We start from the raw sequence: 25512 nt of genomic DNA, 5'->3' as shown, positions 1-25512 counted from the left end.
GGGCAGGCATGGGGGTCGGCGTACGTCACGGGGGTGACTCAACCGGACGGGTCACGCCCGCGCAAGCACCGCGACGCACTCCACGTGGTGCGTCATGGGGAACAGGGCGAAGCCACGCAGCGACTCGAGCCCGTAGCCCAGCTGGCCGAACGTGGCCAGGTCGCGGGCGAGCGCGGCCGGGTCGCACGCGACGTAGACGATCCGTCGGGGCTCCAGCGCGGCGATGGCCGCGACCGCCTCCTTCGCGCCGGTGCGCGGCGGGTCGAGGACGACGACGTCGGCGCGGGCCCCGAGGATGCCGCGTCGCAGCGCGCGCTCCACGGGAGCGTGGACGACGGCCGCGTTCGGCCGGTCGGCAAGGTTTTCCCCCGCGTCGGCCGAGGCGCGGCGATTGCCCTCGACGCTCACCAGCTCGCCCGGGGCGCAGGCCTCGGCGAGGAACGCCGAGAAGAGGCCGGCCCCCGCGTAGAGGTCGAGCACGCGGTCGCCCGGTCGGACGTCGGCGCCGGCGAGGACCGCATCGACCAGGGTGGTGGCGGACGCCGGGTGCACCTGCCAGAAGCCCGAGCCGCTCACGGCGAAGCGCCGCCCCTTGACCTCCTCGACGAGGGTGCCGGTGCCGGCGCGGACCGAGCCGTCGGAGGCGACGACGCCGTCGGCCTGCGCCTCCAGCTCGTCGCCGATCGTCGCGTCCGTGACGAGCAGCCGCTGCCCCGTGGACGAGACGATCGTCTCCACGCGCGGCTCGTCCCACAGCTGGCGGCTGACGTCGGGCAGGCCGGGGTGCGCGATCGGGCAGTCCTCCACGGGGATGACGTCGTGGCTGCGGTGCCGGCGCAGGCCGGCCATCCCGTTCTCGGCGACGGACCAGATCACACGGGTGCGCCAGTCGAGCAGGGGGCCGACCGACTCGACGCGACCGTCCCAGTCGAGTCCGGCGAGCCGCTGGAGCTGCTCGCGGACGACGTCGGTGAGCAGTGTCAGCTGGCCCTCCTCCGAGACGTGCTGGAAGTCGCAGCCACCGCACAGGCCCGGCCGGGCGAGGGGGCACGGAGGGGTGACGCGGTCGGGCGACGCCTCGAGGATCTCGATCGCGTCGGCGCGCAGGAAGCGCTTCGTGCGGTCGGTGACGCGGATCCTCACCACCTCGCCGGGGAGCGCGTGCCGCACGAAGACCACCTGGCCGTCCAGGCGGGCCACGCAGTGGCCGCCGTGGGCGACGGGTCCGACGGTGACCACGGGATCGTCGGTCATCGCTCCTCCCTGCCTATGCCGCGCCGGACGTCGCCGGCCGTCGGGCGCGAGTCGACCGCAGCCATCCGCTTCGCCGAGGCCAGCTGGAACGGCACGCTGACGACGAGCACGCCCGGCACGAAGAGCAGGCGGGCCTTGAGGCGCAGGGCGGTCTGGTTGTGCAGCAACTGCTCCCACCAGCGGCCGACGACGTACTCGGGGACGTAGACCGTGACGAGGTCGCGCGGGTTCTGCGAGCGCCGCGCCTTCACGTACCGCATGACCGGACGCACGACCTCGCGGAAGGGCGAGTCGAGCACGCGCAGCGGGATCGGCACCCGGAGCTCGTCCCAGCGACGCGTCAGCTCGGCGGTCTCGTCGGGATCGAGGTCGACCGTGACCGCCTCGAGCGTGCCGGAGCCGGCCAGCCGCGCGTAGGCGATCGCTCGCATGGCCGGCTTGTGCAGCTTGCTGACGAGCACGACGCCGTGGACACGGGCCGGCAGCGCGACGTCGGCTTCATCCACCGCGAGCTCGAGCGCCACGCGGTCGTAGTGGCGGGCGATGGCGCGCATGACCACGAACACGATCACCATCGCCAGGATCGCGATCCACGCCCCGGCGAGGAACTTGGTGATGAGCACGATCACGAGGACCGTGGCCGTCATCGCCAGGCCGAACGCGTTGACGACGCGCGAGCGCCGCATCCGGTTCCGCTCCCCCGGGTCGGACTCGGTCCGCAGGTGGCGCGTCCAGTGCCGGATCATCCCGAGCTGGCTCAGCGTGAACGAGACGAAGACCCCGACGATGTAGAGCTGGATCAGCTTGGTGACCTCGGCGTCGAACGCCACGATGAGCACCGAGGCCGCCGCCGCGAGGGCCAGGATGCCGTTGCTGAAGGCCAGCCGGTCGCCGCGGGTGTGCAGCTGGCGCGGCAGGAACCCGTCGCGCGCGAGGATCGAGCCGAGGACCGGGAAGCCGTTGAACGCGGTGTTCGCCGCGAGCACGAGGATGATGCCCGTGCACGCGATGACGAAGTAGAACAGCGGCGGGACGTCGTGGAAGAGCGCCCCGGCGAGCTGGCCGATCACCGTCTCCTGCTCGTACCCGTCCCCGACCGGCTGACCGTTGAGGAGCAGCTGGTGGGCCGGGTCCTCGACGTAGCGCAGGTTCATCAGGTCGGCGAGCACGATGATGCTCATCAGCATCGCGATGGAGATCGTCCCGAGCAGCAGCAGGGTCGTGGCCGCGTTGCGGCTCTTCGGCTTGCGGAAGGCCGGGACGCCGTTGCTGATCGCCTCGACGCCCGTCAGCGCCGCACAGCCGGACGAGAAGGCGCGCGCCAGCAGGTAGGCCATCGCGATCCCGGAGATCGCCCCGGTGAACGGCTCCTCGGCCGCGATGTCGTACTTGGCGCTCTCGACCTCGGGCAGCGTGCCGAGCGCGTACTCGATGTAGCCCCAGCCGGCCATCAGCGCGATCGCGATCATGAACAGGTAGGTGGGGATCGCGAACGCGCGACCCGACTCCTTCGTGCCCCGCAGGTTCATGGCGGTGAGCAGTGCCACGAGCCCCACGGCGGTGACGGCCTCGTGACCCTTGAGGAACGGCAGCGCCGCGGCGGCGTTCTGGACACCCGAGGAGATCGAGACCGCGACCGTGAGCACGTAGTCGACCATGAGCGCACTGGCCACGGTGAGACCGGCGTTGCGGCCCAGGTTGACGGTCGCGACCTCGTAGTCGCCACCGCCGCTGGGGTAGGCGCGCACGTTCTGGCGGTACGAGGCGACCACCGTGAGCATGACCACGACGACCGCCAGGCCGACCTGCCAGTTGAACGCGTATGCCGTCAGTCCGCCCATCGACAGGGTCAGGAAGATCTCGTCCGGCGCATAGGCCACGGACGACAGAGCATCGCTGGCGAACACCGGCAGCGCGATCCGCTTGGGGAGCAGGGTCTCGCCCATCTGGGAGGTGCGCAGCTTCTGTCCGATGAGAGCGCGCTTGAGCGCCCCGGTCAATCCCACCCGACCGATGCTAGACCCGATCAGGCCGGTGTACCGTCGCCGGTGTGCACATCGTGATCATGGGGTGCGGGCGCGTCGGCGCGTCGCTGGCCCGCAGCTTGGAGTCACGCGGCCACTCGACCTCCGTCATCGACTCGAACCCCGACGCGTTCAGGCGCCTGGGACCCTCGTTCGCCGGGTCCACCGTCACCGGCATGGGCTTCGACCGGGGCGTGCTCGTCTCGGCCGGGATCGAGCAGGCCGACGCCTTCGCCGCGGTGTCCAGCGGCGACAACTCCAACATCATCGCCGCGCGGGTCGCCCGCGAGGTGTTCCGCGTGCCCAACGTCGTGGCGCGCATCTACGACCCTCGACGCGCCGAGGTCTACGAGCGCCTCGGCATCCCCACCGTCGCCACCGTCCCGTGGGCGGCCGACCAGATGCTCCGTCGGCTGCTGCCCGCCGGCTCCGAGCCGGCTTGGCGCGATCCCTCCGGCCGGCTCCGGCTCGACAACGCCTACGCCCCGTTCGCGTGGGTGGGTCGCACCGTGGCGGCGCTCGAGGCGCAGACCGGCGCCCGCGTCGCGTTCATCACGCGCCTGGGCATGGGCCAGCAGATCGCCGGCGACACGGTGATCCAGGAGGGCGACTACCTCAGCATGTTCCTGGTCTCGGAGGAGGCCGACGGCGTGCTCGAGGCACTGGACAACGGGCCCAAGGAGGAGGACTGATGCGCGTCGCGATCGCCGGAGCCGGTGCGGTCGGCCGCTCCGTGGCCCAGGAGCTCGTCGACCACGGTCACCGCGTGCTCCTCATCGACAAGGCCGCCACCTCCATCCGCAGCGACCTCGTGCCCGGAGCCCAGTGGCTGCTGGCCGACGCCTGCGAGATGAGCACGCTGGAGGAAGCCCAACTGCAGACCTGCGACGTGGTCATCGCCGCGACGGGCGACGACAAGGCCAACCTCGTGACGTCGCTGCTGGCCAAGACCGAGTTCGCGGTCCCCCGCACGGTGGCCCGCGTCAACAACCCGAGCAACGAGTGGCTCTACGGCGAGTCGTGGGGCGTCGACGTGGCCGTGTCCACGCCGCGCATCATGGCCGCGCTCGTGGAGGAGGCCGTGTCCGTCGGCGACCTCGTCCGGCTGTTCACCTTCCGCCAGAGCAACACGAACCTCGTCGAGCTCACCGTGCCGGAGGACTCGGCCTACGTCGGCCGTCGCCTCGGCGACATCACGTGGCCCGACGGCGTCGCGCCGGTGGCGATCCTGCGGCTCCAGCAGTCGCTGCTGCCCGAGCCCGACCGCACGGTCGAGGCCGGTGACGAGCTGCTCTTCGTCACCCCCGCCGAGGCGGAGGAGCAGCTCGCGGCCCAGCTGTCGTCGCACGACTGACAGAGCTCAGACCTCGCGGGGCTCGTCTCGCAGGTCGGTCACCGGCGTGCTGTTGCGGCTGAGCAGCCACACCATCGCGGCGAGCGTGGCGATCTGCAGGGGCCAGCCCATGACGACCTTCGAGGTGCCCAGCCAGCCGATCTGGTCGGCCGCGTAGAGCGGGTACTGCACGAGGACGCGCAGGACGCAGGGCAGCGCGAACAGCAGGGTCAGCCGGTTGCACAGGCGGCGCATGCCGGGATCGCGACGCCATCCGCTCGGATCGCCGACCAGGGCGCCGATCATGACGCCGATCGCCGGCCAGCCGATGACCACCGTCGCCACGAGGACGACCGCGTAGCCGGCGTTGTAGAGGATCCCGGGCAGGAACACGTCGCGGGCCTCGCCCGAGCGGGACGCGAACAGCGCAGCGATGCCGATGCCGACGAGCGCGTTGATGACGAACTGGGGGTTCGAGCGCTGGACGACCCGCACGATCAGCAGGACAGCCGTGAGCGCCGAGGCGATGATCAGGCTGAGCCGGAGGTCGCGCGTGGTCAGGTAGCAGAGGGTGAAGGTGATCGTCGGGACGGCGGCCTCGACGATGCCGCGCACGCCGCCGAAGGCCTCGGCCAGGCGCTGGCGCACGACCTGCTCGACGGTGGCGGCGTCGGCGCGGGCCGGCTCGGACGTGCTCATGCGTCGAGCCGGTAGGCCGGGTTGTAGATGACGCGCTCGGTGCCGCGGTGACCGATCCGGCCCGTGGCGATGAGGGAGCGTCCCGCGGAGATCCCCTCGATGCGGCGCCGGCCGAGCCAGATCAGGGTGACCGTTCCCGTGCCGTCGTAGAGCGAGGCCTCCAGCGCCGTGACGTCGCCGACGGGCCGCAGCGTCACGTCCTGCAGGACGCCGTGGACGTCGACGCGCTCGCGCTCGGGCACGTCCTTGATCGCGGCGCACCCCGCGGCCGTGGCGCGGCCGCGCAGCTCGGTGTCCTCCTGGCTCTCGACCGAGAAGCGGTCGAGCCAGCGCGAGACGACGCCTGCCATCTCCGCCTACTCCTCGGGGATGCGCTGGGCGTCGGGCGGCAGGACGATCGGCAGCGACTCGCGCAGCATCCGCGGCTCGTCGCCGCGACGCACGCGCAGGTCGCGCAGGATCTCCATGAAGACGCCGCTGTCGATGGACTCGAGGCCGGCCGCACCCAGGATCGTGGCGCGCAAGACCCAGCGGGGCCCCTCGATGCCGATGAAGCGGGCGGGCTGGACGCCCGCGCTGCCGTCGGGAGCCGTGGCGGGGAACTGGGCCAGCACCTCGGTGCCGAACGGGCCGTCCACCTCGGTGAACGTGCCGCCGCGCTTGTCGACCTCCTCGCGCAGCTCGGCGCGCACGCCGTCCCACGTGCCGCCGCTGCGAGCGCCGGCGAAGGGGCGCAGCTCGACGGCCGAGCCGCCGGAGGTCACGAGGACCGCGGTGACCACGTCGTCCTCCGTGGGCAGCTGCACCTCGATGTCGCCGCGCATCTTGATCAGCAGGCTGCCCAGGTCGACGTACTCGTCGTGGGACTCGTTCGGGCGCTCCGTGACGTCGAACGGTCCGTCGGCCCGGGGGCCGGTGACCTCGACGTTCTCAGGAGCAGCGGGGGCGGGAGCCGCGTCGGCCCCCGCGTTCTTGCGACCCCACATCACAGACTTCCTTCCGTCGATGCCTCGATCGAGGCGTGACCACCCGAGGAACCGTACCCGCCCTCGCCTCGCACGGAGTCCTCGAGACCGTCCACCTCGACGAAGCGCACGTGCTCGACCCGCTGGACGACCAGCTGGGCGATCCGGTCACCGCGTGCGATGCGGACCGGCTCGCGCAGGTCGTGGTTCACCAGGAGAACCTTGACCTCCCCACGGTAACCCGCGTCGATCGTGCCCGGCGTGTTCACGACCGAGAGCCCGTGCCGCAGCGCGAGGCCCGACCGGGGGTGGATGAAGCCGGCGAACCCCTCCGGCAGGGCGATCGCGATGCCCGTGGGCACGAGGGTGCGCTCCCCCGGCGCGAGCTCGAGGTCGACCGTCGAGACGAGGTCGGCGCCGGCGTCGGCGGGGTGGGCGTACGTGGGAAGGGGAACACCGGCGTCGAGCCGGCGGATCTGCACCTCGGTCACGGTGGCGACGATACTGGCGCGAGACCCCATCGGGCACAGTGGACTCGTGAAGACCAACAATGCCCACCATCGTGAGCGTCTCGTGGCGTCCGGCCTGTGGTGGGGCGCCGTCGGCCTCGTCGCCGCGACCATCGGCTGGCTGCTGCTCGTCGCCACCAGCCCCGCGGTCGCCGGCGGTCTCGCGCTCCTCATCCTGGTGGTCGCGGGAGCGGGACTGTGGCGCTACGGCTCGCTGCTGGTCGTCGCGGAGCCCGGCCGGCTCCGCGCGGGGGACGCACACCTCGAGGCGCCCGACCTCGGCGAGGTCGTCGCGCTCGACCCGGCCGCCTGGCGAGCCGCGCTCTCGCGGGCCGGCACCGACCGCGCCTTCCTGCTGACCCGCCCGTGGATCGACCGCGGCGTGCGCGTCGAGGTGGCCGACCCGGCCGACCCGACGCCCTACTGGCTCGTGTCGACCCGGCGTCCCGACGCGCTCACGCGTGCCGTGGGCCACACTGGTCCTGCTCCCGACGAAAGGATCATCGATGGCCCGGAAGCGCGCGACGAAGGCGACGCCTGACCCCGCAACCACCTCGCCTGCCGAGGCGGAGGTCTCCACGGGGCGGGGGCGAGGCGCCTGGCGGGCCCTCGACGCCGGTTCCGCCCTGCTCGCGGCGTCGCTCGCCCCGTACATCTCGAACCTGGCCTGGCGGGCCGTCACGGGTCGCAAGCCGCCGCGCAACACCCGCCACCCCGATCTGAGCACGACCGAGGCCATCGCGTGGGCGGCCATCGGCGGCGCCACGGTGCAGGTCGTCCGCACCGTCGCGCGGCGCGGTGCCGCCACCTACTGGGTGAGGTCCACCGGCGGGCTGCCGCCGGGCATGAGGTCCACGAAGAACACCACGCCCTGAGACGACGACGTCCGGCCCGCCGCGTGAGCGGCGACGCCGGACGTCGTGAGTCGGTGCGCGGACCTCAGTCGGCGCAGTCCTTGCAGATCGCCATGCCGTTCTTCTCGGTGGCCAGCTGACTGCGGTGGTGCACCAGGAAGCAGGACATGCAGGTGAACTCGTCGGACTGCTTGGGCACGACCTTGACCGCGAGCTCCTCGTGCGAGAGGTCGGCGCCGGGGAGCTCGAACGACTCTGCCGCCTCGACCTCGTCCTCGTCGACCTTGCCCGAGTTCTTCTCGTGGCGACGCGCCTTCAGCTCCTCGATGCTGTCCTCGGACTGCTCCTCGTCGGTCTTGCGGGGCGCGTCGTAATCGGTTGCCATCACTTCTCCATGCTCGTTCTCGTGGAACTGTGGTCGTGTTCTTGTGGAACGCGCAGATTCAACCACATGGACCAAATCTGCCCGCACCCGGACGCAATCCCCCTCGTGGCGCCGATGCTCCCACTGCCGGGGCGCCCGCGCCAGTCGTGCGGACGGCTTTTCTCAGACCCCGCAGCGGGCGACGAGATCGAGGAACGGATCGATGCTGCCGGCGGGCGCCGCGACGAGGAGCCGCTCGCTCGGCGAGCCGTCCGGTCCGGTGACCACGAGACCCGCCTCGCGGGCGATCAGGCCGGCCGCCGCGTGGTCCCAGACGTGCAGTCCCTGCTCGACGTAGGCGTCGAGCCGCCCCTCCGCGAGATCGGTGAGGTCGAGCGCCGCGGCGCCGATCCGGCGGATGTCGCGCACGTGCGGCAGCATCGCGCCGACGGCGCGGGCCTGGTGCTCGCGGACCTCAGGGACGTAGTTGAAGCCCGTGGCGACGAGCATCTGGTCCAACGGCAGGACGGGCGGCCCCGTCAGCCGCCGCGGCTCCGCCTCGTCGGTGCGCCAGGCACCCCCGCCCGCCACCGCCTCGTAGGACTCCGCCGTGGCGATGTTCACCACGACGCCGACCTCGTCGGCGCCGTCGATCCGGGCTCCGATCGCCACCGCGTAGCGCGGGATGCCGTAGACGAAGTTCACCGTGCCGTCGATCGGATCGACGATCCACTCCACACCCGAGGTGCCGGGGACGTCCTGGCCCTCCTCGCCCACGAAGGCGTCGTCGGGGCGTGCGGCCAGGATCCTCGCGCGGATCAGCTCCTCGCACGAGCGGTCGATCAGGGTGACCAGGTCGGTGGGGCTCGACTTCGTGCCCGCGATCCCGACGCGTCCCCGCGGGCGGAGGGAGGCGACGTGCTCGACCGCCTCGGCCGCGACCCGGCGGGCGAGGTCGAGCAGCTCGGTCACGCCAGGACCGGCCGCAGCGAGCGCGGGTTGACGCAGCAGTCGCCGGGGCAGGTGTCGGCCTTGGGGCCGAGCTCCCCCCGCACGGGCCGCTCCGGCTTCTCGCCGCGCTCGGCCGCGGCGCGCTCCAGGAGCAGCTCGCGCACCATCGCCGCGTAGCGCGGGTCGGCGTTCGGGCTGGCGGCCCGGGCGAACCGCAGGCCCAGACGCTCGGCCGTGGCCTTCGCCTCGGTGTCGAGGTCGTACACGACCTCCATGTGGTCGGCCACGAAGCCGATCGGGACCAGGACGACCCCGGTGACGCCCTGCTCGGCGAGCTCCTCGAGGTGGTCGTTCACGTCGGGCTCCAGCCACGGCTGGCTGGGCGGACCGGAGCGGGAGCAGTACGCCAGGGACCAGGTCGGCAGGTCGAGGGCATCGGCCACGAGCCCCGCGACCGAGAGGTGCTGGCGCTCGTACAGCCCGCAGCCGGGCCCGCCGCTGGCCTCGTTCATCTGCTCGGGCACCGAGTGGGTCACGAAGACCACGCGGGCGTCCTCGCCCGCTTCGGCGAGCGCCGCGCGGGTGTACTCGGTGAACAGGTCCACGAACACGGGGTGGTTGAAGTGGTGGCGCAGGCGGTCCACCCGGATCGGGCGGTCGTGCGAGACCTCGAAGAGGTTCTCGCGGTACTGGCGGCAGCTGCTGTAGGAGGAGTAGGCGCTGGTCATGAAGCAGGCGACCCGCTGGACCCCGTCGGCCTCCATCTGGTCGAACGCGTCAGCCAGGTAGGGGTCCCAGTTGCGGTTGCCCCAGTAGACCGGCAGGTCGATGCCCTGGTCGGCGAGGTCCTGGCGCAGCGCGGCCAGCAGATCGCGGTTGATGTCGTTGATCGGCGACTTCCCGCCGAAGCCGAAGTAGTGCTCGCCGACCTCGACGAGGCGCTCCTTCGGGATGCCCCGGCCCCGTGTCACGTTCTCGAGGAACGGGACCACGTCCTCGGGCTTCTCGGGTCCACCGAAGGAGACCAGCAGGAGGGCGTCGTAGGGGGCAGCGTCCATGCCGCCAGTGTTCCACGGCGCCACACGGCACACCCCTCGGGCGCAGGCCGTCGACAGCCCTCCCCCGGCGCCCGCGCACCGTGGTCCAAGATGAGTCTCGACATGTTCTCCGCCTACAGCACGATCCTGGCCACTCCCGGCGCCCCGGCCTTCACGACCGCCGGCGCCCTGGGGCGTCTGCCGCTGTCCATGACGGGACTCGGGATCGTGCTGCTGGTGTCCGGTCGCACCGGTGACTACGCGCCGGCCGGCCTGGTCATGGCGGTCTACGTCGTCACGTCGGCGTTCTTCGCCCCCGTCCAGGGCAGGCTGGCCGACCGACTGGGGCAGGCCCCCGTCCTCGTCGCGGCGGGTGCGCTGTTCGCGTCGGGGATCGTGATCCCGCTCTCGGCGGGGGACATCACGCCCTGGGGTGCTGCCGCGGGCGCGGTGATCGCCGGGCTCGGGGCACCGCAGACCGGGAACATGGTGCGCGCGCGCTGGACCCACGTCCTGCCCGACCGCTCTCGCCTGCAGACCGCGTTCGCCCTGGAGGCGGTGCTCGACGAGGTCGTCTTCATCGTCGGCCCCGTGCTCGTGACGATCCTGACCCTCAGCGTGCTCGACTGGTCGGGGCTCGCCGTGGCGGGCGTCGCCGCGATCGTCGGGGCATGGGGCCTGGCGCTGCAGCGCTCCACGCAGCCGCGGCACCGGCCCCAGGCGGACGGTCCCCGCGAGCCGCTCCCCTGGTTCCTGCTCGGCCCGCTGGTCGTCGCGGCGTGCGGACTCGGCGTGCTGTTCGGTGCGGCCGAGGTCCTCGTCGTGGCCTTCACGGAGGAGCAGGGACGGCCCGGCGCGGCCGGTGTCGTCCTGGCCATCTTCTCCGCCGGAAGCCTCGCCGCCGGCCTGGTGATCGGGGCTCAGCCGCCGCCGGCCGACCCCGTCCGAAGGCTCAGGATCTCGACGCTGGGGTTGCTCGTCTTCCTGTCGCCCCTGCCGTTCGCGCCCAACATCGCCCTGCTCGCCGTGGGATTCGGCCTGGCGGGCCTCATGCTCTCGCCGACCCTCATCACGGCGGTGCACCTCGTCGAGCTCACCGTGCCGCAGTCGCGGCTCACCGAGGCGCTCACCTGGACGACCACGGGCATGTCCGCTGGAACCGCGGGCGGCGCGGCCCTCGCGGGCCTCATCGTCGACCGCTGGTCGGCCTCGGCCGGCTTCGTCCTGCCGATCGTGGCGGCGCTCATGACGACCACGGTGGCCATGCTCTACCGGGCGCCGGAGCCCGCCCCGGCCGACTCGCAGGCCTGATCGCGGGACCGTCGCGGACCCGGCCCGAAAAGCCATCCGGACCCGGCGCGTCTCCCGGGATCGCCACGGGCATTCACTAGCCTTGAGGTCGGTGGCAGAAGCGACACGGGGAGGCTCGAAACATGCGGGAACTCGCGACCGTGGGACTCAGCGACGACGGGCGATTCCTCGTCGCTCGGGACGCGACCACCGGAGAACGCTTCCGGCTCAGCATCGACCGCCGGCTCACCTCACTGGTTGACCGCACCCCCGTAGGGTCGAGTCGTTCAGGACAGATGGAGATTCCGATGGAGAGTTCGCTCACCCCCCGAGACATCCAGACCCGCATCCGCCGCGGCGAGTCGGTCGAAGAGGTCGCCGAGGCCGCCGGCATCACGGTCGAGCGGGTGCACGGCTTCGCCGTGCCCGTCATCGCCGAGCGCGAGTGGATGGCCCAGTCGGCCCGCGCCACGTCGGTGCGCCGCAAGCACGTCGGCGGCGCCGCCGTCGCCCTGGCCGAGCTGGCCGACGCGGCACTGGCCGAACGCGGCATCGCGCCCGAGAAGGCCGCGTGGGACGCGTTCCGCCGCGAGGACGGTCGCTGGACCGTGCGCGTCGACCTCGAGGACGGCTCCGCGTCGTTCCTCTACGACCCCAAGAGCCGCTACGTCATCGCCGACGACGACGCCGCCCGTGGCCTCGTGGGCGACCTCGCCACCCAGGACCAGCACGACATGGCGCTGGCCGACCTCGTCACGGACGCCCCCGAGGGCTACGGCGGCGCGATCGCCGAGCCGACCGACCACGCTCCGCTGGTGCGCTCCATCAAGGAGGCCCGCGACCGCCGAGCGCTCGAGCAGGCCGTCTTCGAGGAGCCGGCCGAGGAGGTCGTCGAGGACGTGGAGGACCAGGCGCTCGAGGAGCGCATCGCGGTCCCCGACACACCCAAGCCCCGCAAGAAGCACTCGCGCCGCTCCGTCCCGAGCTGGGACGAGATCATGTTCGGCGGCTCCTCGGACTGACCGGGTCTCGATACACGCCGCTCGTTCCTCGCGGCGCACTCGACCACCGGGATGGCCTCCGGTGATCGAGTGCCAACGCACGTCTCGACCCGGCCCACCCGGAGGCGCCTCCGGTGATCGAGTGCCAACACACGTCTCGACCCGGTCCACCGGGGTGCGACTCCGGTGATCGAGTGCCGACGAGCGCAGCGAGTCGTGGGGGCACCTCCCGCTTGCGGGGGCGTATCGAGATCAGTCGAACGGCAGGACGTCGGGCGACAACGCCCCGGCCTTGGCCCGCGCGGCGGTCATCCGCTTGCGGTGGTGCCGGCGGCACAGCACCTCGTAGCCGACCTGGGGTGTCGGTCGGTCGGGATCCTCGACGTCGCCCACGACGATCACCTCGCCCTCGGTGACCATCTCGCCGTCCTCGGTGCGGGCGTTGTGCGTGGCACGGGCGCCGCACCAGCACAGCGCCTCCACCTGCAGCGTCAGCACCCGGTCGGCGATCTCCACGAGCCGCTGGGACCCGCTGAACAGGTGGGTGCGGAAGTCGGTGAGGATGCCGAAGCAGAACACGTCGATCGCCAGCTCGTCGGCCACCTTGGCCAGCTGGTCGACCTGCGCGCTGGTGTAGAACTGCGCCTCGTCGCACACGAGGTAGTCGATCCGGGCTCCCCCGGTCAGCTCGCCGACGACGTCGGCCCAGAAGTCGAGGTCCTCGGCCACCTCGATCGCCGGGGTCGAGAGGCCGAGCCGGCTCGAGAGCGTGGCGGCGCCCGCGCGGTCGTGCGAGGAGTAGATGCGGCCCACCCGGCCGCGGGCGCGGTGGTTGTGGTCGAGCTGGAGCGCCAGCGTGCTCTTGCCCGAGTCCATCGTGCCCGAGTAGAAGACCAGTTCCGCCACGGGTCAGCCCGCCACGAGGACCGGGATGCGTCGCTCCCGGGGGGTGATCGAGCCGTGGAAGCCGCGCAGCAGCAGCTCCACGGAGAAGGCGTCGGAGGCGAAGACGGCGAAGTCGTCGAGCGCAGCCACCACCACGTCGCCGAAGCGAGCGCGGACGGCCGGGTCGATCGGACCGAACCACTCCTCGGCTTCGTCGCGCAGCCGGACCTCCACCCGGTCACCGAGCGCGGAACGCCAGCGGGCGGCGACCTTCGCCTCGGCACCCGAGCGCGTGTGCACGTGACGGAACCGGGCCTCGCCGGCGACCAGCACCACGTCGTCGCGCAGCTTCGGGTGGTCGACGAGGTCGAATCGGCCCTCCATCGGCACGTCCACCATGCCGTGGTCGGCGGTGACGAGCAGGACCACGTCGGGCGGCAGGGCCGCGCGCAGGTCGGCGACGTCGCGGTCGACCTCGACGAGCGCCTTGCGCCACTCGTCGGAGTCGACGCCCGAGCCGTGGCCCGTGTGGTCGACGGCGGACTCGTAGGCGTACACCAGCGCGCGGTCGTCACGCTCCACTGCCTCCACGACGGCCGCGAGACGGTCCCACGCGTGGCGGACGCCCACGAAGGGCACGCCGCGCTGGCTCACGCGCGTGAGGCCGCTCAGCTCGAACCTGTCGTCGTTGACCACGGTGACCGCGATCCCCTCGTCGGCCAGCCGGCTCAGGACCGTGGGGTGCGGCTGCCACTGCTCGGGGACGATGCGGTCGTCCCACTTGAGCGTGTTGAGGAAGCGGGACGTGCCCGGGATGCGGCACGTGTAGCCGGCCATGCCGTGCTGTCCGGGAAGCAGGCCCGTGCCCAGCGAGGTCAGGCTCACCGAGGTGGTCGAGGGGATTCCCGCCAGCACGTTCTCCACGTTGAGGCACGACGACAGGAACGGCGCCAGGTCGGCGTGCTCGCGCAGCAGGTCGAGTCCGAGACCGTCGACGAGCATCACGACGTAGCGCCGGGACTCGGGCAGCCCGAGGACGTCGGTGAAGCCCGGCACGCCGAGGGCGCCGCCCACCGAGGTCATCACCTCGTGGATGCCGGCGTGCGGCGCGGTCATCGAGCCTCGGTAACGGTCGTGGCCGCGGTCAGCGCGCGGGCGAACTCCAGCAGGCCCACGACCGCGGCGCCGCCCTCGGCCGCGGCGCTGAGCCGCAGCGAGAAGTCGTCGCCGCTGATCGATCCGGTGTAGCCGTGGTCGGCCTCGCACTCGGGATCGTCGCAGCGGGCGGGCTCGAGCTCGACGCGCGCGACGGCGCCCCAGCCGATCGTGAGGAGGGCCTCCTCCAGCTGCTGCGTCTGTGCCGACACCATCCGCGTGACGACGACGCCGGACACGCGCGACAGCGGCACCGCCTCGACGGACGTGGACGTGTAGGGCTTCGGCAGCAGCGTGTCGCCGGGGTGCTCGTCGGTGTGCGTCAGGAGCAGGCGCGTGGGCGTGAGGACGAGGACCGACATGTGTCGGCGGATCTCCTCGCGGTCGAACGTGGGCTCGTGGTGCACGACGAACGACTCCACGGGCTCGGCCGCCAGTGCGTCCTCGAGCGCTCCCGCGACGATCTCCGGGTAGTACCCGCTGCGCGAGATCGACTCATAGAGGTCCTTCGTCCGGTCCCTGGTCTGCGTCACCGACCCAGCGTATCCGCCGCTGCATCAGGCTGGCTCAGCCGCCGGACGAACCAGTCGCCCCGGCTGTCGGACGAGGGGATCACCTTGGCGCGCGCACTCAGGGCGGTGTACCCGTCGGGGTTGACGAGCACCGGCTCCAGGTCGAGCGAGACGACCTCGGGCAGGTCGTCCTTCAGCGCAGCGAGACGCAGCACGATGTCCTCGAGGGCGGCCACGTCGACCGGCTCGCTGCCGTGGTGCCCGAAGAGCAGGGGCGCGGCGCGGATGCCGCTGACCATGGTGCGCGCGTCGACGTCGGTGAGGGGCGGGATGCCGTAGCTGCGGTCCTCGAGCAGCTCGCTCGGCGCGCCGGCGATGCCGAAGGAGACGAGCGGGCCGAAGAGCCGGTCCTCAGTGGCGCGGAAGGCCACCTGGACGCCGGCGGGCGCGGACCGCTGCACGAAGAAGGTGGTGTCGGCCCGGATGCCGCTCCAGGTGGTCATCTCGTCCCACGCCTCCGCCATGTCCTGCGCGTCGTGGATGCCGCGCCAGACGTGGGCGAGGTCGGGACGGGCACGCAGGTGCTCGCTGCCGGCCTTGAGAACGACGTCCCAGCCGAGCTTCTCGCCGGCCGCGACGGCCTCCTCCTTGCTGTGCACGTTCGTCCAGGTCCACAGGTCGATGCCGTAGCAAGACAGCAGGTAGTGGACCTGCTCGGTGGACAGCACGGCGCCGCGCGGGGCGATCGTCAGCACGTCGCGGATGAGGGCCTTCGCGTCGCCCGAGCGGTGCTCGGCGGCCACGTGGTACTCACCGTGGTCGCGCGCGGCCCACTCGGCGTAGTTGACGGCCCGGGCGAGCGCCTTGACCGCCGCCTCGGGCGCGGCGTAGGACGGCACCGAGCCGCGGCCGGCCGAGCCGCCCTCGAGGTCGGGCACCCGCAGCAGCACCGGGATGCCCTTGCTGGCCAGGAACGTGGAGACGATCGGCTTGTCGGACTGCTCGCCGATGGCGGCGAGCACCTGGGCGACGGCATCGCTGTCGGTGGTGATCGGAGGCGTGTAGACCACGACGAGGGCGTCGACGTCGGGACGTGCGAGCGCGGCCTCGATGGCGACCTCGAACTCCTCGGCGCCGGCGGTGGCGCCCAGCGCGATCGGCGGGGCGACCTGCAGGCCCTGCGACTTGGCGGCGTCGGTGACGATCAGGCCGACGGCGTCGGAGTTGCCGACCACCGCGATCCGGTTGCCGCGCGGCAGCGGCTGGTGGGCCAGTAGCTGGGCGACGTCGAACATCTCGTCGAGGTTCTCCACCTGGATGACGCCGGCCTGGCGGAACATCGCGTCGACGGCCTGCTGCGGCGCCGAGCTGCGACGCACGGTGTGGCCGACGGGCACGCCCTGGGTGGACCGGCCCGACTTCACCGCGACGATCGGCTTGACCTCCGAGACGCGGCGGGCGAGGCGCGAGAACTTGCGCGGGTTGCCGATGGACTCGAGGTACAGCAGGACCACGTCGGTGCTGTCGTCCTGCTGCCAGTACTGCAGGAGGTCGTTGCCCGAGACGTCGGCGCGGTTGCCGGCCGAGACGAAGGTGGACAGCCCCAGCCCGCGCGCGGCGACGGTCTCGAGGATGGCCGAGCCGAGGGCACCGGACTGGCAGAAGAAGCCGGCGCGCCCGGGCGGGGGCATGGTGGCCGACAGCGAGGCGTTGAGCTGCACGTCGGACGCCGTGTTGATGATGCCCAGGCAGTTGGGGCCGATCAGGCGCAGGCCGTGGATGCGGCACGAGTGCAGCAGCTCCTGCTGGCGTGCGCGGCCCTCGGGGCCCTCCTCGGCGAAGCCGGCGGAGATCACCACGAGACCGTGGACGCCCTTCGCGGCGCAGTCCAGGACGACGTCGTTCACGTGCTCGGCCGGGACGGCGACGATCGCGATCTCGACGTCGCCGGGGATGTCGCGCACGGTCGGGTAGGCCGTCAGGCCCGACACGGCCTCGGCCTGGGAGTTCACGGCGTAGACGGTGCCGCCGTAGTCGCCGAGCACGAGGTTGCGGACCATTGCCTGGCCGATCGACCCCTGGCGGCGGCTGGCACCGACCACGGCCACGCTGCGGGCCCCGAAGATCCGGGCGATCGAGGCGGCCTCGGCCCGCTGCTCGCGCGAGCGCATGACGCCCAGCGCGGAGTCGGTGGGGTTGATCTCGAACGTCAGCCGCTGCACGCCGTCCTCGAGCGTGCCGCTGATCGTGTAGCCCATCTCCCGGAAGACCTGCAGCATCCGGACGTTCTCGGGCAGGACCTCGGCGATGAACTCGGTGAAGCCGCGCTCGCGTCCTGCCTGGGCGAGGTGCTCCAGCAGCAGCTGGCCGATGCCGCGGCCCTGGTGGGCGTCCTCGACGAGGAACGCGACCTCGGCCTCCTCGTCGGAGACGGCGTCATAGCGGCCGACGGCGATGATGTCGTCCTGCTGCGTGACCACGAAGGCCACGCGCCGGTCGTGGTCGACGGTGGTGAAGCGCGCCACGTCGCGGTCGGAGAGCCGCGGGTAGGGCGCGAAGAAGCGGAAGTACTTGGACTCGGCGGAGACGCGGTCGTAGAACTCCACGAACCGCGGGGCGTCCTCGGGGACGATGGGGCGGATCTGCGCGACGCGCCCGTCCTTCAGCAGGACATCGGCCTCCCATGCGGGGACCGGGTGGGGCATCAGGCTCGCCATCTCGACCGGTTCGCTGCCACTCACGGGCACAAACCTACCCCGCGAGCGGCGGGTCGGGCGCACCCCCGGCGACGCGGCGCGGGAGAATGGCCCGCGTGAGTGGATCAGGCATCGAGACCGTGGACTTCGAGGAGCACATCCTCGACACCGACGTCGGCGACGAGATGCGCTCGAGCTTCCTCGAGTACGCCTACTCGGTGATCTATGCGCGGGCCCTGCCCGACGCGCGCGACGGGATGAAGCCCGTCCAGCGGCGCATCCTCTACACGATGGACGACATGGGCCTGCGGCCCGACCGGCCCCACGTCAAGAGCGCCCGCCCCGTGGGCGAGGTCATGGGCAAGCTGCACCCGCACGGCGACAGCGCCATCTACGACGCGCTCGTGCGCCTCGTCCAGCCCTGGTCGCTGCGCCTGCCCCTGCTCGACGGTCACGGCAACTTCGGCTCGCCCGACGACCCGCCGGCCGCGATGCGGTACACCGAGATCCGGATGGACCGGGCCGCCGAGGCGATGACCGAGTCGCTCGACGAGGACACGGTCGACTTCAAGCCGAACTACGACGGCCGGCTCCAGGAGCCCACCGTGCTCCCGGCCGCGATCCCGCACCTGCTGGTCAACGGCGCGTCCGGCATCGCCGTGGGCATGGCCACGAACATCGCGCCGCACAACCTCATCGAGGTCGTGCAGGCGCTGCGCCACCTCATCGCGCACCCCGACGCCGACCTCGACGCGCTCATGCGCTTCGTGCCGGGCCCCGACCTGCCCACCGGCGGCAAGATCGTGGGGCTCGACGGCATCCGCGACGCGTACGCCACCGGCAACGGCTCGTTCAAGATGCGCGCCACGACGCGCGTCGAGAGCGTCACCGCGCGCAAGAAGGGCATCGTCGTCACCGAGCTGCCCTACAACGTGGGCCCCGAGAAGGTCATCGAGTCGATCAAGAAGCTCGTCCAGGCCAAGAAGATCCAGGGCATCTCCGACCTGAAGAACCTCACCGACCGCAAGAACGGCCTGCGCCTGGTCATCGAGATCAAGAACGGCATCGTCCCCGAGGCGCTGCTGGAGCAGCTGTACCGCCAGACGCCGCTGGAGTCCTCCTTCGGCATCAACGCGGTCGCCCTGGTCGACGGCCAGCCGCGCACCCTCGGCCTGCGCGAGATGCTCACGGTCTACCTCGACCACCGCATCGACGTCGTCCGTCGGCGCACCACCTACCGCCGGGGCAAGGCGGCCGACCGGCTGCACCTCGTTGACGGCCTGCTCGTCGCGATCCTCGACATCGACGAGGTCATCCAGCTGATCCGCTCGTCGGAGAACCGCGGCGAGGCCCGTGGACGACTGATCTCCGTCTTCGACCTGTCCGAGCTCCAGGCCGACTACATCCTCGACCTGCAGCTGGGTCGCCTCACGAAGTTCTCGCGCCTGGAGCTGGAGCGCGAGGCCGACGAGCTGCGCCGCCAGATCGAGGCGCTCGACGCGATCCTCGCCGACGAGAGCGTGCTGCGGGGCCTGGTCGGCGACGAGCTGGCCCAGATGGCGCAGCAGTTCGGCACCCCGCGACGCACCGTCCTTCTCGAGTCCGCCGGCGTCCCCGCCCCGGCCGCGGCCGGCGGGTCGCTCGAGGTGCCCGACGCCCCGTGCTGGGTGCTGCTGTCCTCCACCGGCCTCGTCGCGCGCACGTCCGACGCCGAGCCGCTCGGCGATCACGGCCGCCGGGCCAAGCACGACACCGTCGTGGCGGCCGTCCGCGCCACGGCGCGGGGCCAGGTCGGCGTGGTCACGTCGGCCGGCTCCGTCCACCGCCTCGACGTCATCGACCTCCCGGCGCTGCCGCCCACGGCCGACTCCCCGCGCCTGCAGGGCGGTGTCCCGCTGGGTGAGCTGCTGAGCCTCGACGGCGACGCGCTGACCCTGATGACCTTCGCCGAGGACGTACCCGGCCTCGCGCTCGGCACCCGTGACGGCATCGTCAAGAGGGTCAAGCCCGAGCACCTGTCCAACCGCGACTCGTGGGAGCTCATCCGGCTCGACGACGGCGACCGGGTCGTGGGCGCCGTCCCGCTGGTCACCGGCGAGGAGGAGCTCGCGTTCGTCACGTCCGAGGCGCAGCTGCTGCACTTCCCCGCGTCGCTCGTGCGTCCCCAGGGCCGCAGCGGCGGTGGCGTCGCGGGCGTGAAGCTCGGCGCGGGCGCCCACGTCGTCGCGTTCGGCGCCGTCTCCGACGTCGAGTCGGCCCACGTGGTCACCGTCGCCGGCAGCTCCTCCGCCCTTCCGGGGACCCAGGCCGGCTCGGTCAAGGTCTCGCCCTTCGCCGTCTACCCCGGCAAGGGGCGCGGTACCGGCGGCGTGCGCTGCCAGCGGCTGCTCAGCGGCGAGGACGCCCTGGTGTTCGCGTGGGTCGGCGACGGCATGCCCGTCGCGTCCGCCGCGAGCGGCTCGCCGGTCGACCTCCCCGAGGTCGTCGAGCGGCGCGACGCGTCGGGCACTCCGGTCGGCCAGCCGATCACAGGAGTCTCATCGGCCGCAGCCACGCTGCCGGGCGCGCGAAACGTGCCAGACTGACCAGCGTGTTTTCTCGACTGATGACCGCGACCGTGCTGAGCGGCGCCCTGCTGCTGACCGCCTGCACCGGTGACGACTCCGACTCCGGCGACGCCGCCCAGAGGCTCGACGCCGCCTCGGAGGCCCTCACCGAGGCCGAGTCGTTCGACATCTCCCTGAGCACCAAGGAGCTGCCCAGCGGCACGCGCGGGCTGCTCTCGGCCGAAGGTGTCGGCGACCACTCCCCGGCCTTCGAGGGCGACGTGAAGGTCGTCGCGGGCGGCGCGACGCTGGCCGCCGAGGTCATCTCCGTCGACGGCACGACCTACGCCAAGACCGGCTTCTCGCCCGTGTGGGCCCCGCTCGACCCTGCCACGCTCGGCGCCCCCGATCCGGCGGCGCTCGTGGGCACGGACGCCGACTCTGGCCTGGGCGCACTGCTGAAGGCCACCACCGAGCCCGAGGTCGAGGACAAGTCGCGCGACGGCGACCTCGTGCTCACCGAGATCAGCGGCGAGCTCCCGGGCGACCGCATCGCCCAGCTCATCCCCACGGCCGACGCCACCGAGGACTTCGACGTCGTCTACCGCCTCACCGACGACGACGAGCTCCACGACGCGAAGATCTCGGGCCCGTTCTACGGCGGCGAGGACGTGACCTACACGCTGCGGCTCTCACCGCGCGACGAGCCCGCCGGCATCGAGGCGCCCTGATCCCGTGCCGATGAGGGAGCTCGCGTCGCGCGGGTTGCTCGCGCTCGCCGCCGTGGCGATCGGCTTCGCCGCGGCCGACACCTACGTCGTCGTGCTGGCCCTGCCCGACATGATGACCGCGGCCGGGCTGACGGTCGCCGACCTCCAGCGCGCGGCGCCCATCATCTCGGGGTTCCTGCTGGGCTACGTCGCGGTGCTGCCGTTGATCGGGCGGGTCTCCGACCTGCGCGGTCGGGTCCCCGTGCTGATCGGCTGCCTCGTCGTCTTCGCGATCGGCTCGGTCATCACGGCGGCGGGGGACGACCTGACCTCGATCGTGCTGGGCCGGTTCATCCAGGGCATCGGCGGCGGCGGGCTGATCCCCCCGACGCTGGCCCTCATCGCCGACACGTGGCCGGCTGAGCGCCGCGGCCTGCCGCTGGGCATCGTCGGCGCCGTGCAGGAGCTCGGCAGCGTCGTGGGGCCCCTGTGGGGCGCCGCGATCCTGGCCTTCGGCACGTGGCACGACATCTTCTGGGTCAACGCCGCCGTCGGGCTGGTGATCGCGGCCGCCCTGCTGCGCCACCGGCCCCCGCGCGCCGACCGTGGGTGGGACGTGCCCGGACTCGTGCTGGCGCTGCTCACCGGCGGCTGCCTCCTGCTCGTGATGCTCGAGCCGGAGTCCCTGACGACCGGCGTCACCAGCGGCCTGGCGTTCCTCCCGGTCGTGGGCGAGTCGCGATGGCTCACGCCGGTGGCGCTCGTCGCGTACGGCCTCGGCGCGGCGTTCGTGGTTCGACAGGCGACGGCGGCCCGGCCCCTGCTCGCCTGGCGCGAGTGGGGCCAGGTGGCCCGTCAGACGGATCTGTGGGGCGCGGCCGCGCTCACGGTGGCGCTGGGCGCCGTCATCCTCACGTTCGCCAGCGCGGAGCCCGAGCGGGCGGTGCTGGCCGACGACGCGGTCGTCCTGCTGCCCGTCGCCGCGATCGCGCTGGCACTGTTCGTGTGGCGCGGGCGGCACGCCGCCCATCCGCTGATCCCCCGCGGATCGCTCTCGTCCGCCCCCGCGTGGGGCTCGATCGCCGTCTCGTTCTTCATCGGCTCGGCGCTGATCGCCGCCCTCGTGGACATCCCTTTCTTCGCCCGCCTGACGATTGCGCCCGACGACCAGCTGGCGGCGGCCCTCGTGCTGCTGCGCTTCCTCGTCGCCCTGCCGGTCGGCGCGGTGGCCGGTGGCTGGCTGCTGCGCCGCGTGCCGGCCGGACCGCTCACGGCCGCGGCGCTCACCCTCTCGGGAGCCTGCTTCCTCGTCATGGCGTCGTGGGACGCGAAGTCCCTGGAGACCTTCGGCGCCACCGTCGTGCTGGCCGCCTGCGGCCTGGGCTTCGGCCTGGCCATCGCCCCCGTCAACGCCGCTCTGCTCGAGCACACGGCCGCCGAGGTGCACGGCCTCGCCAGCGCCCTGCTGGTCGTCGCGCGCATGGTGGGCATGCTCATCGGCATCTCGGCGCTGACCTCCCTGGGCCTGCGCGCCTTCCGGTCGGCGGTCGCGGACATCCCGCCGATCGAGGAGCCCTGCAACGGGGCCACCACCGCCTGCCGCGCCTACAACGGGGCGATGCGCGACGCCGGGATCGCGCAATTGCAGGCCGTCTTCACCGGCGCCGCGGTGGCCGCGTTCATCGCCGCCGCCCTCGCTCTGCTGCTCCTGCGGCGGCGCGCTACTTTTTCCTCATGACGACCGCATTCGACGATCTCCTCGAGGCCAACCGGACGTACGCCCAGACGCACGAGGGAGGTTTCGACGGCATCGCGCAGGCGGGTGTCCTGATGGTCACCTGCATGGACTCGCGCATCGAGCCCCTCGCGATGATCGGCCTCAAGCCCGGCGACGCCAAGATCCTGCGCAACCCCGGCGGCCGCGTGACCGACCAGGTGCTCGTGGCGATCGTGCTCGGCGTGTCCATGCTCAAGGTCGACCGCGTCCTGGTCGTCGAGCACACCCGCTGCGCCATGGCGTCCTCGACCGAGGCTGACGTCAAGGCGAAGATCGGCGACAAGAGCGGCACGGACGCCTCCTGGATGACCATCGGCGTGATCGAGGATCAGGAGTCCACCGTGCGCGCCGACGTCAACCGCGTCCGCAGCCACCCGCTCGTCCCCGACTCGGTCGAGGTCGCCGGCTTCATCTACGACGTCGACTCGGGCCTCATGACCCAGGTCGACTGACACCGGCGGTCGGCTCGGTGATCGAGTAGCGGGCGAGCGGAGCGAGACGCGTATCGAGATCACGCTCCGCCGTCCACGGCCACCTCAGGCGTCGATGAGCTCGGTGTCGATCTCGTAGGCGCCCTGGATGATGAACTCCTTGCGCGGCGGGACCTCGTTGCCCATGAGCAGCTCGAAGACCTCGGCCGACGCCTCGGCGTCGTCGACGGTGAGGCGACGCAGGGTGCGGTGCCGCGGGTCCATCGTGGTCTCGGCCAGCTGGTCGGCGTCCATCTCGCCCAGGCCCTTGTAGCGCTGGGGCGCGTCCTTCCAGCGGACGTTGCGCTTCTTCAGCTGCGCCAGCGTGCGCTGGAGCTCGGGGTCGGAGTACGTGTAGATGTACTTGTCCTGGCCCTTCTTGGGCGAGACCAGCTCGATCCGGTGCAGCGGCGGCACGGCGGTGTAGACCCGGCCCGCCTCCACCATCGGCCGCATGTAGCGGAAGAACAGCGTCGCCAGCAGGCAGCGGATGTGCGCGCCGTCGGAGTCGGCGTCGGCCATGAAGATGATCCGGCCGTAGCGCGCCGTGTCGAGGTCGAACGTGCGGCCCGAGCCGGCGCCCACAACCTGGATGATCGACGAGCACTCGGCATTCTTCAGCATGTCGCCGATGCTGGCCTTCTGGACGTTGAGGATCTTGCCGCGGATCGGCAGCAGCGCCTGGAACTCGGCGTCGCGCGCCGACTTGGCGGTGCCGAGCGCGGAGTCGCCCTCCACGATGAACAGCTCGGAGCGGTCGACGTCGTTGCTGCGGCAGTCGGCCAGCTTCGCGGGCAGCGCGCTCGACTCGAGCGCGTTCTTGCGCCGCTGCGTGTCACGGTGCTGGCGGGCCGCCAGGCGCGTGCGGGACGCCCCGACGACCTTCTCCATCACGAGGCGCGCCTGGGCCTTCTGCGCCGCCTTCGTGGAGGTCAGGAAGGCCTTCAGCTCGCGCGCGACGATCTTGTTCACGATGCGCGTGACGGCCGGCGTGCCGAGGACCTCCTTCGTCTGGCCCTCGAACTGCGGCTCGGCCAGGTTCACCGTGACCACGGCGGTCAGGCCCTCGAGGACGTCGTCCTTGATGACGTCGGGATCGCCGTTCTTGAGCATCCGCGAGTTGCGCAGGACCTCGTTGAAGGTCTTGGTGACACCGCGCTCGAAGCCGGAGACGTGCGTGCCGCCCTTCGGCGTGGCGATGATGTTGACGAACGACTTCACGGTCGTGTCGTAGTCGGTGCCCCACCGCAGCGCGACGTCGACGCCGAGCGTGCGCTCGACGTCCTGCGGCGTCATGTGGCCCTTCGTGTCGAGCACCGGCACGGTCTCGACGAAGGTGTCCTCGCCCTGGACGCGCAGGACCTCGTTGACGGCGGTGTCCGCCGCGAGGAACTCGCAGAACTCCGAGATGCCGCCCTCGTGGAAGAAGTCCTCCTCGCGCACCTCCGCCTCGCGCTCGTCGCGGATCGCGATGCGCAGGCCGGGCACGAGGAACGAGGTCTGGCGGGCGCGGCCGACCAGCTCGTCGTAGGCGAACTTCGCGCCCTTGATGAAGATCTGGGGATCCGCCCAGTAGCGGACGCGGGTGCCCGTGCGGGACTTCGCGACCTTGCCGATCTTGCGCAGCGTGTTGTCGGGGGTGAAGTCCGCGTCGGCGCCGTCGCCGGCGAAGACGCCCGGGACCCCGCGACGGAAGGACATCGCCCACGTGGCGCCGCCCTTGTCGACCTCGACGTCCAGGCGCGCGGAGAGCGCGTTGACGACCGACGCGCCGACACCGTGCAGGCCGCCGGTGGCGTTGTAGGAGCCGCCGCCGAACTTCCCGCCCGCGTGCAGCTTCGTGTAGACGACCTCGACGCCGGTCAGGCCGGTCTTGGGCTCGATGTCGACCGGGACACCGCGGCCGTCGTCGCGGACCTCGACCGAGCCGTCGGGGTACAGGACGACGGCGATGTGGGAGCCGTGCCCCGTCAGCGCCTCGTCGACCGAGTTGTCGATGATCTCCCAGAGGCAGTGCATGAGCCCACGCGTGTCGGTGGAGCCGATGTACATGCCCGGTCGCTTGCGTACCGCTTCCAGTCCCTCGAGGACGAGCAGATTGCGTGCGTCGTAGGTCGAAATGTCCGGTTCCTCCTCATCGATCCCCCGGCCCCCACGGTATCGAGCCGGCCCCACCGGATCGCACGTGACACGCGGCGTCGGCGCGTCCGACGCACGTTTGGCGTCGTGAGGGAGTATTCATGGTGATGTTCGACGACAACCGACGAAATGAGGACACCGTGACGGCCACTGCCGAGTTCCCCGCCCTCACCGCTACCGACCGCTGCGATCGTTGCGGCGCGCAGGCCCTGGTCCGCGTCGAACTGCCCTCGGGCACCGACCTGGTCTTCTGCGGTCACCACGCCCGCCAGCACGAGACGCGCCTGCGCGAGATCGCCATCGCCTACCGCGACGAGAGCGACAGCCTGAGCGTCTGAGGG

The 25512-nt window shown here is 71.9% G+C and carries 25 protein-coding genes; 11 read left to right on the top strand and 14 right to left on the bottom strand.

What is annotated here, in order from left to right:
* Window positions 1-51 precede the first annotated feature (51 nt).
* Together H1W00_RS10035 and H1W00_RS10030 are read right to left on the bottom strand one after the other, a co-directional pair.
* Window positions 52-1254: a class I SAM-dependent RNA methyltransferase gene (locus H1W00_RS10035; RefSeq protein WP_181755574.1), complete on the bottom strand. Its 1203-nt coding sequence runs from the start codon at window positions 1252-1254 to the stop codon at window positions 52-54.
* Window positions 1251-3260, bottom strand: a complete 2010-nt coding sequence (locus tag H1W00_RS10030; RefSeq protein WP_476692245.1) for an APC family permease — start codon at window positions 3258-3260, stop codon at window positions 1251-1253. Before H1W00_RS10030 ends, H1W00_RS10035 begins: the two co-directional genes overlap by 4 nt.
* 44 nt (window positions 3261-3304) lie before the next feature.
* Here H1W00_RS10030 and H1W00_RS10025 point away from each other — a divergent pair, with 44 nt between their 5' ends.
* On the top strand, window positions 3305-3970 hold the full coding sequence (locus H1W00_RS10025; protein WP_181755573.1) for an NAD-binding protein: 666 nt from the start codon (window positions 3305-3307) through the stop codon (window positions 3968-3970).
* Window positions 3970-4632, top strand: coding sequence for a potassium channel family protein (locus tag H1W00_RS10020; RefSeq protein WP_181755572.1), 663 nt, complete (start codon window positions 3970-3972; stop codon window positions 4630-4632). Before H1W00_RS10025 ends, H1W00_RS10020 begins: the two co-directional genes overlap by 1 nt.
* Window positions 4633-4638: 6 nt before the next feature.
* Here H1W00_RS10020 and H1W00_RS10015 read toward each other — a convergent pair whose 3' ends face one another.
* The 4 genes from H1W00_RS10015 to dut are packed head-to-tail and all read right to left on the bottom strand — an operon-like array spanning window position 4639 to window position 6766.
* Entirely contained in the window at window positions 4639-5310 is a 672-nt protein-coding gene (locus tag H1W00_RS10015; protein WP_181755571.1) for a DUF3159 domain-containing protein, read from the bottom strand.
* Entirely contained in the window at window positions 5307-5660 is a 354-nt protein-coding gene (locus H1W00_RS10010; RefSeq protein ID WP_181755570.1) for an OB-fold nucleic acid binding domain-containing protein, read from the bottom strand. Before H1W00_RS10010 ends, H1W00_RS10015 begins: the two co-directional genes overlap by 4 nt.
* Before the next feature lie 6 nt (window positions 5661-5666).
* A complete protein-coding gene (locus tag H1W00_RS10005) occupies window positions 5667-6296 on the bottom strand; it encodes a DUF3710 domain-containing protein (RefSeq protein ID WP_181755569.1) in 630 nt (209 codons plus the stop codon).
* On the bottom strand, window positions 6296-6766 hold the full coding sequence (gene dut, locus H1W00_RS10000; protein WP_286927864.1) for a dUTP diphosphatase: 471 nt from the start codon (window positions 6764-6766) through the stop codon (window positions 6296-6298). The genes H1W00_RS10005 and dut overlap by 1 nt, the downstream gene beginning before the upstream one ends.
* Before the next feature lie 46 nt (window positions 6767-6812).
* On the opposite strand from dut, the gene H1W00_RS09995 reads away from it, so the two are divergent.
* Together H1W00_RS09995 and H1W00_RS09990 are read left to right on the top strand one after the other, a co-directional pair.
* Entirely contained in the window at window positions 6813-7325 is a 513-nt protein-coding gene (locus H1W00_RS09995) for a DUF3093 domain-containing protein (RefSeq protein WP_181755567.1), read from the top strand.
* Window positions 7291-7659, top strand: coding sequence for a DUF4235 domain-containing protein (locus H1W00_RS09990; RefSeq protein WP_181755566.1), 369 nt, complete (start codon window positions 7291-7293; stop codon window positions 7657-7659). Before H1W00_RS09995 ends, H1W00_RS09990 begins: the two co-directional genes overlap by 35 nt.
* Window positions 7660-7723: 64 nt before the next feature.
* Here H1W00_RS09990 and H1W00_RS09985 read toward each other — a convergent pair whose 3' ends face one another.
* The 3 genes from H1W00_RS09985 to H1W00_RS09975 all read right to left on the bottom strand — a co-directional run bounded on the left by H1W00_RS09985 (window position 7724) and on the right by H1W00_RS09975 (window position 10011).
* Complete coding sequence (locus H1W00_RS09985) at window positions 7724-8023, bottom strand: DUF4193 domain-containing protein (RefSeq protein ID WP_078698323.1); 300 nt, start codon at window positions 8021-8023, stop codon at window positions 7724-7726.
* Between the two features lie 162 nt (window positions 8024-8185).
* Complete coding sequence (locus H1W00_RS09980) at window positions 8186-8974, bottom strand: inositol monophosphatase family protein (protein WP_338072869.1); 789 nt, start codon at window positions 8972-8974, stop codon at window positions 8186-8188.
* The gene (locus H1W00_RS09975; RefSeq protein WP_181755565.1) at window positions 8971-10011 is read right to left on the bottom strand and encodes a ferrochelatase; all 1041 of its coding nucleotides are present in this window, start codon (window positions 10009-10011) and stop codon (window positions 8971-8973) included. The genes H1W00_RS09980 and H1W00_RS09975 overlap by 4 nt, the downstream gene beginning before the upstream one ends.
* A 90-nt stretch (window positions 10012-10101) precedes the next feature.
* On the opposite strand from H1W00_RS09975, the gene H1W00_RS09970 reads away from it, so the two are divergent.
* Window positions 10102-11301 (top strand): MFS transporter, encoded by a 1200-nt coding sequence (locus tag H1W00_RS09970; protein WP_181755564.1) that lies wholly within the window; start codon window positions 10102-10104, stop codon window positions 11299-11301.
* 122 nt (window positions 11302-11423) lie between these two features.
* The gene (gene sepH / locus H1W00_RS09965; RefSeq protein ID WP_181755563.1) at window positions 11424-12302 is read left to right on the top strand and encodes a septation protein SepH; all 879 of its coding nucleotides are present in this window, start codon (window positions 11424-11426) and stop codon (window positions 12300-12302) included.
* A 231-nt stretch (window positions 12303-12533) separates the two neighbouring features.
* Here the strand turns inward: sepH and H1W00_RS09960 are convergent, their stop codons facing one another.
* From H1W00_RS09960 to H1W00_RS09945, 4 genes are read right to left on the bottom strand one after another with little or no spacing between them, the layout of a single operon-like run.
* Window positions 12534-13187, bottom strand: a complete 654-nt coding sequence (locus H1W00_RS09960; protein WP_181755562.1) for a thymidine kinase — start codon at window positions 13185-13187, stop codon at window positions 12534-12536.
* Window positions 13188-13190: 3 nt separating this feature from the next.
* A complete protein-coding gene (locus tag H1W00_RS09955; protein ID WP_181755561.1) occupies window positions 13191-14282 on the bottom strand; it encodes an alkaline phosphatase family protein in 1092 nt (363 codons plus the stop codon).
* Window positions 14279-14854, bottom strand: a complete 576-nt coding sequence (locus H1W00_RS09950; protein WP_181755560.1) for a DUF5998 family protein — start codon at window positions 14852-14854, stop codon at window positions 14279-14281. The genes H1W00_RS09955 and H1W00_RS09950 overlap by 4 nt, the downstream gene beginning before the upstream one ends.
* The gene (locus H1W00_RS09945) at window positions 14851-17574 is read right to left on the bottom strand and encodes a bifunctional acetate--CoA ligase family protein/GNAT family N-acetyltransferase (protein WP_338072868.1); all 2724 of its coding nucleotides are present in this window, start codon (window positions 17572-17574) and stop codon (window positions 14851-14853) included. The genes H1W00_RS09950 and H1W00_RS09945 overlap by 4 nt, the downstream gene beginning before the upstream one ends.
* Before the next feature lie 62 nt (window positions 17575-17636).
* On the opposite strand from H1W00_RS09945, the gene H1W00_RS09940 reads away from it, so the two are divergent.
* From H1W00_RS09940 to H1W00_RS09925, 4 genes are read left to right on the top strand one after another with little or no spacing between them, the layout of a single operon-like run.
* On the top strand, window positions 17637-20114 hold the full coding sequence (locus tag H1W00_RS09940; protein WP_181755559.1) for a DNA gyrase/topoisomerase IV subunit A: 2478 nt from the start codon (window positions 17637-17639) through the stop codon (window positions 20112-20114).
* 5 nt (window positions 20115-20119) lie between these two features.
* Complete coding sequence (locus H1W00_RS09935; protein WP_181755558.1) at window positions 20120-20806, top strand: LppX_LprAFG lipoprotein; 687 nt, start codon at window positions 20120-20122, stop codon at window positions 20804-20806.
* Between the two features lie 10 nt (window positions 20807-20816).
* The gene (locus H1W00_RS09930) at window positions 20817-22523 is read left to right on the top strand and encodes an MFS transporter (RefSeq protein ID WP_181755557.1); all 1707 of its coding nucleotides are present in this window, start codon (window positions 20817-20819) and stop codon (window positions 22521-22523) included.
* Window positions 22520-23014, top strand: a complete 495-nt coding sequence (locus H1W00_RS09925; protein WP_181755556.1) for a beta-class carbonic anhydrase — start codon at window positions 22520-22522, stop codon at window positions 23012-23014. The genes H1W00_RS09930 and H1W00_RS09925 overlap by 4 nt, the downstream gene beginning before the upstream one ends.
* A gap of 84 nt (window positions 23015-23098) precedes the next feature.
* On the opposite strand, the gene H1W00_RS09920 is transcribed toward H1W00_RS09925, so the two are convergent.
* Entirely contained in the window at window positions 23099-25174 is a 2076-nt protein-coding gene (locus H1W00_RS09920; protein WP_286928039.1) for a DNA gyrase/topoisomerase IV subunit B, read from the bottom strand.
* A 104-nt stretch (window positions 25175-25278) separates the two neighbouring features.
* Between H1W00_RS09920 and H1W00_RS09915 the strand changes: the two genes are divergently transcribed.
* On the top strand, window positions 25279-25509 hold the full coding sequence (locus H1W00_RS09915) for a DUF7455 domain-containing protein (RefSeq protein WP_181756237.1): 231 nt from the start codon (window positions 25279-25281) through the stop codon (window positions 25507-25509).
* Window positions 25510-25512 lie beyond the last annotated feature (3 nt).

The sequence above is a fragment of the Aeromicrobium phoceense genome, from assembly GCF_013868155.1.
Lineage (GTDB): Bacteria > Actinomycetota > Actinomycetes > Propionibacteriales > Nocardioidaceae > Aeromicrobium > Aeromicrobium phoceense.
This window is presented reverse-complemented; position numbering and strand designations above follow the sequence as displayed.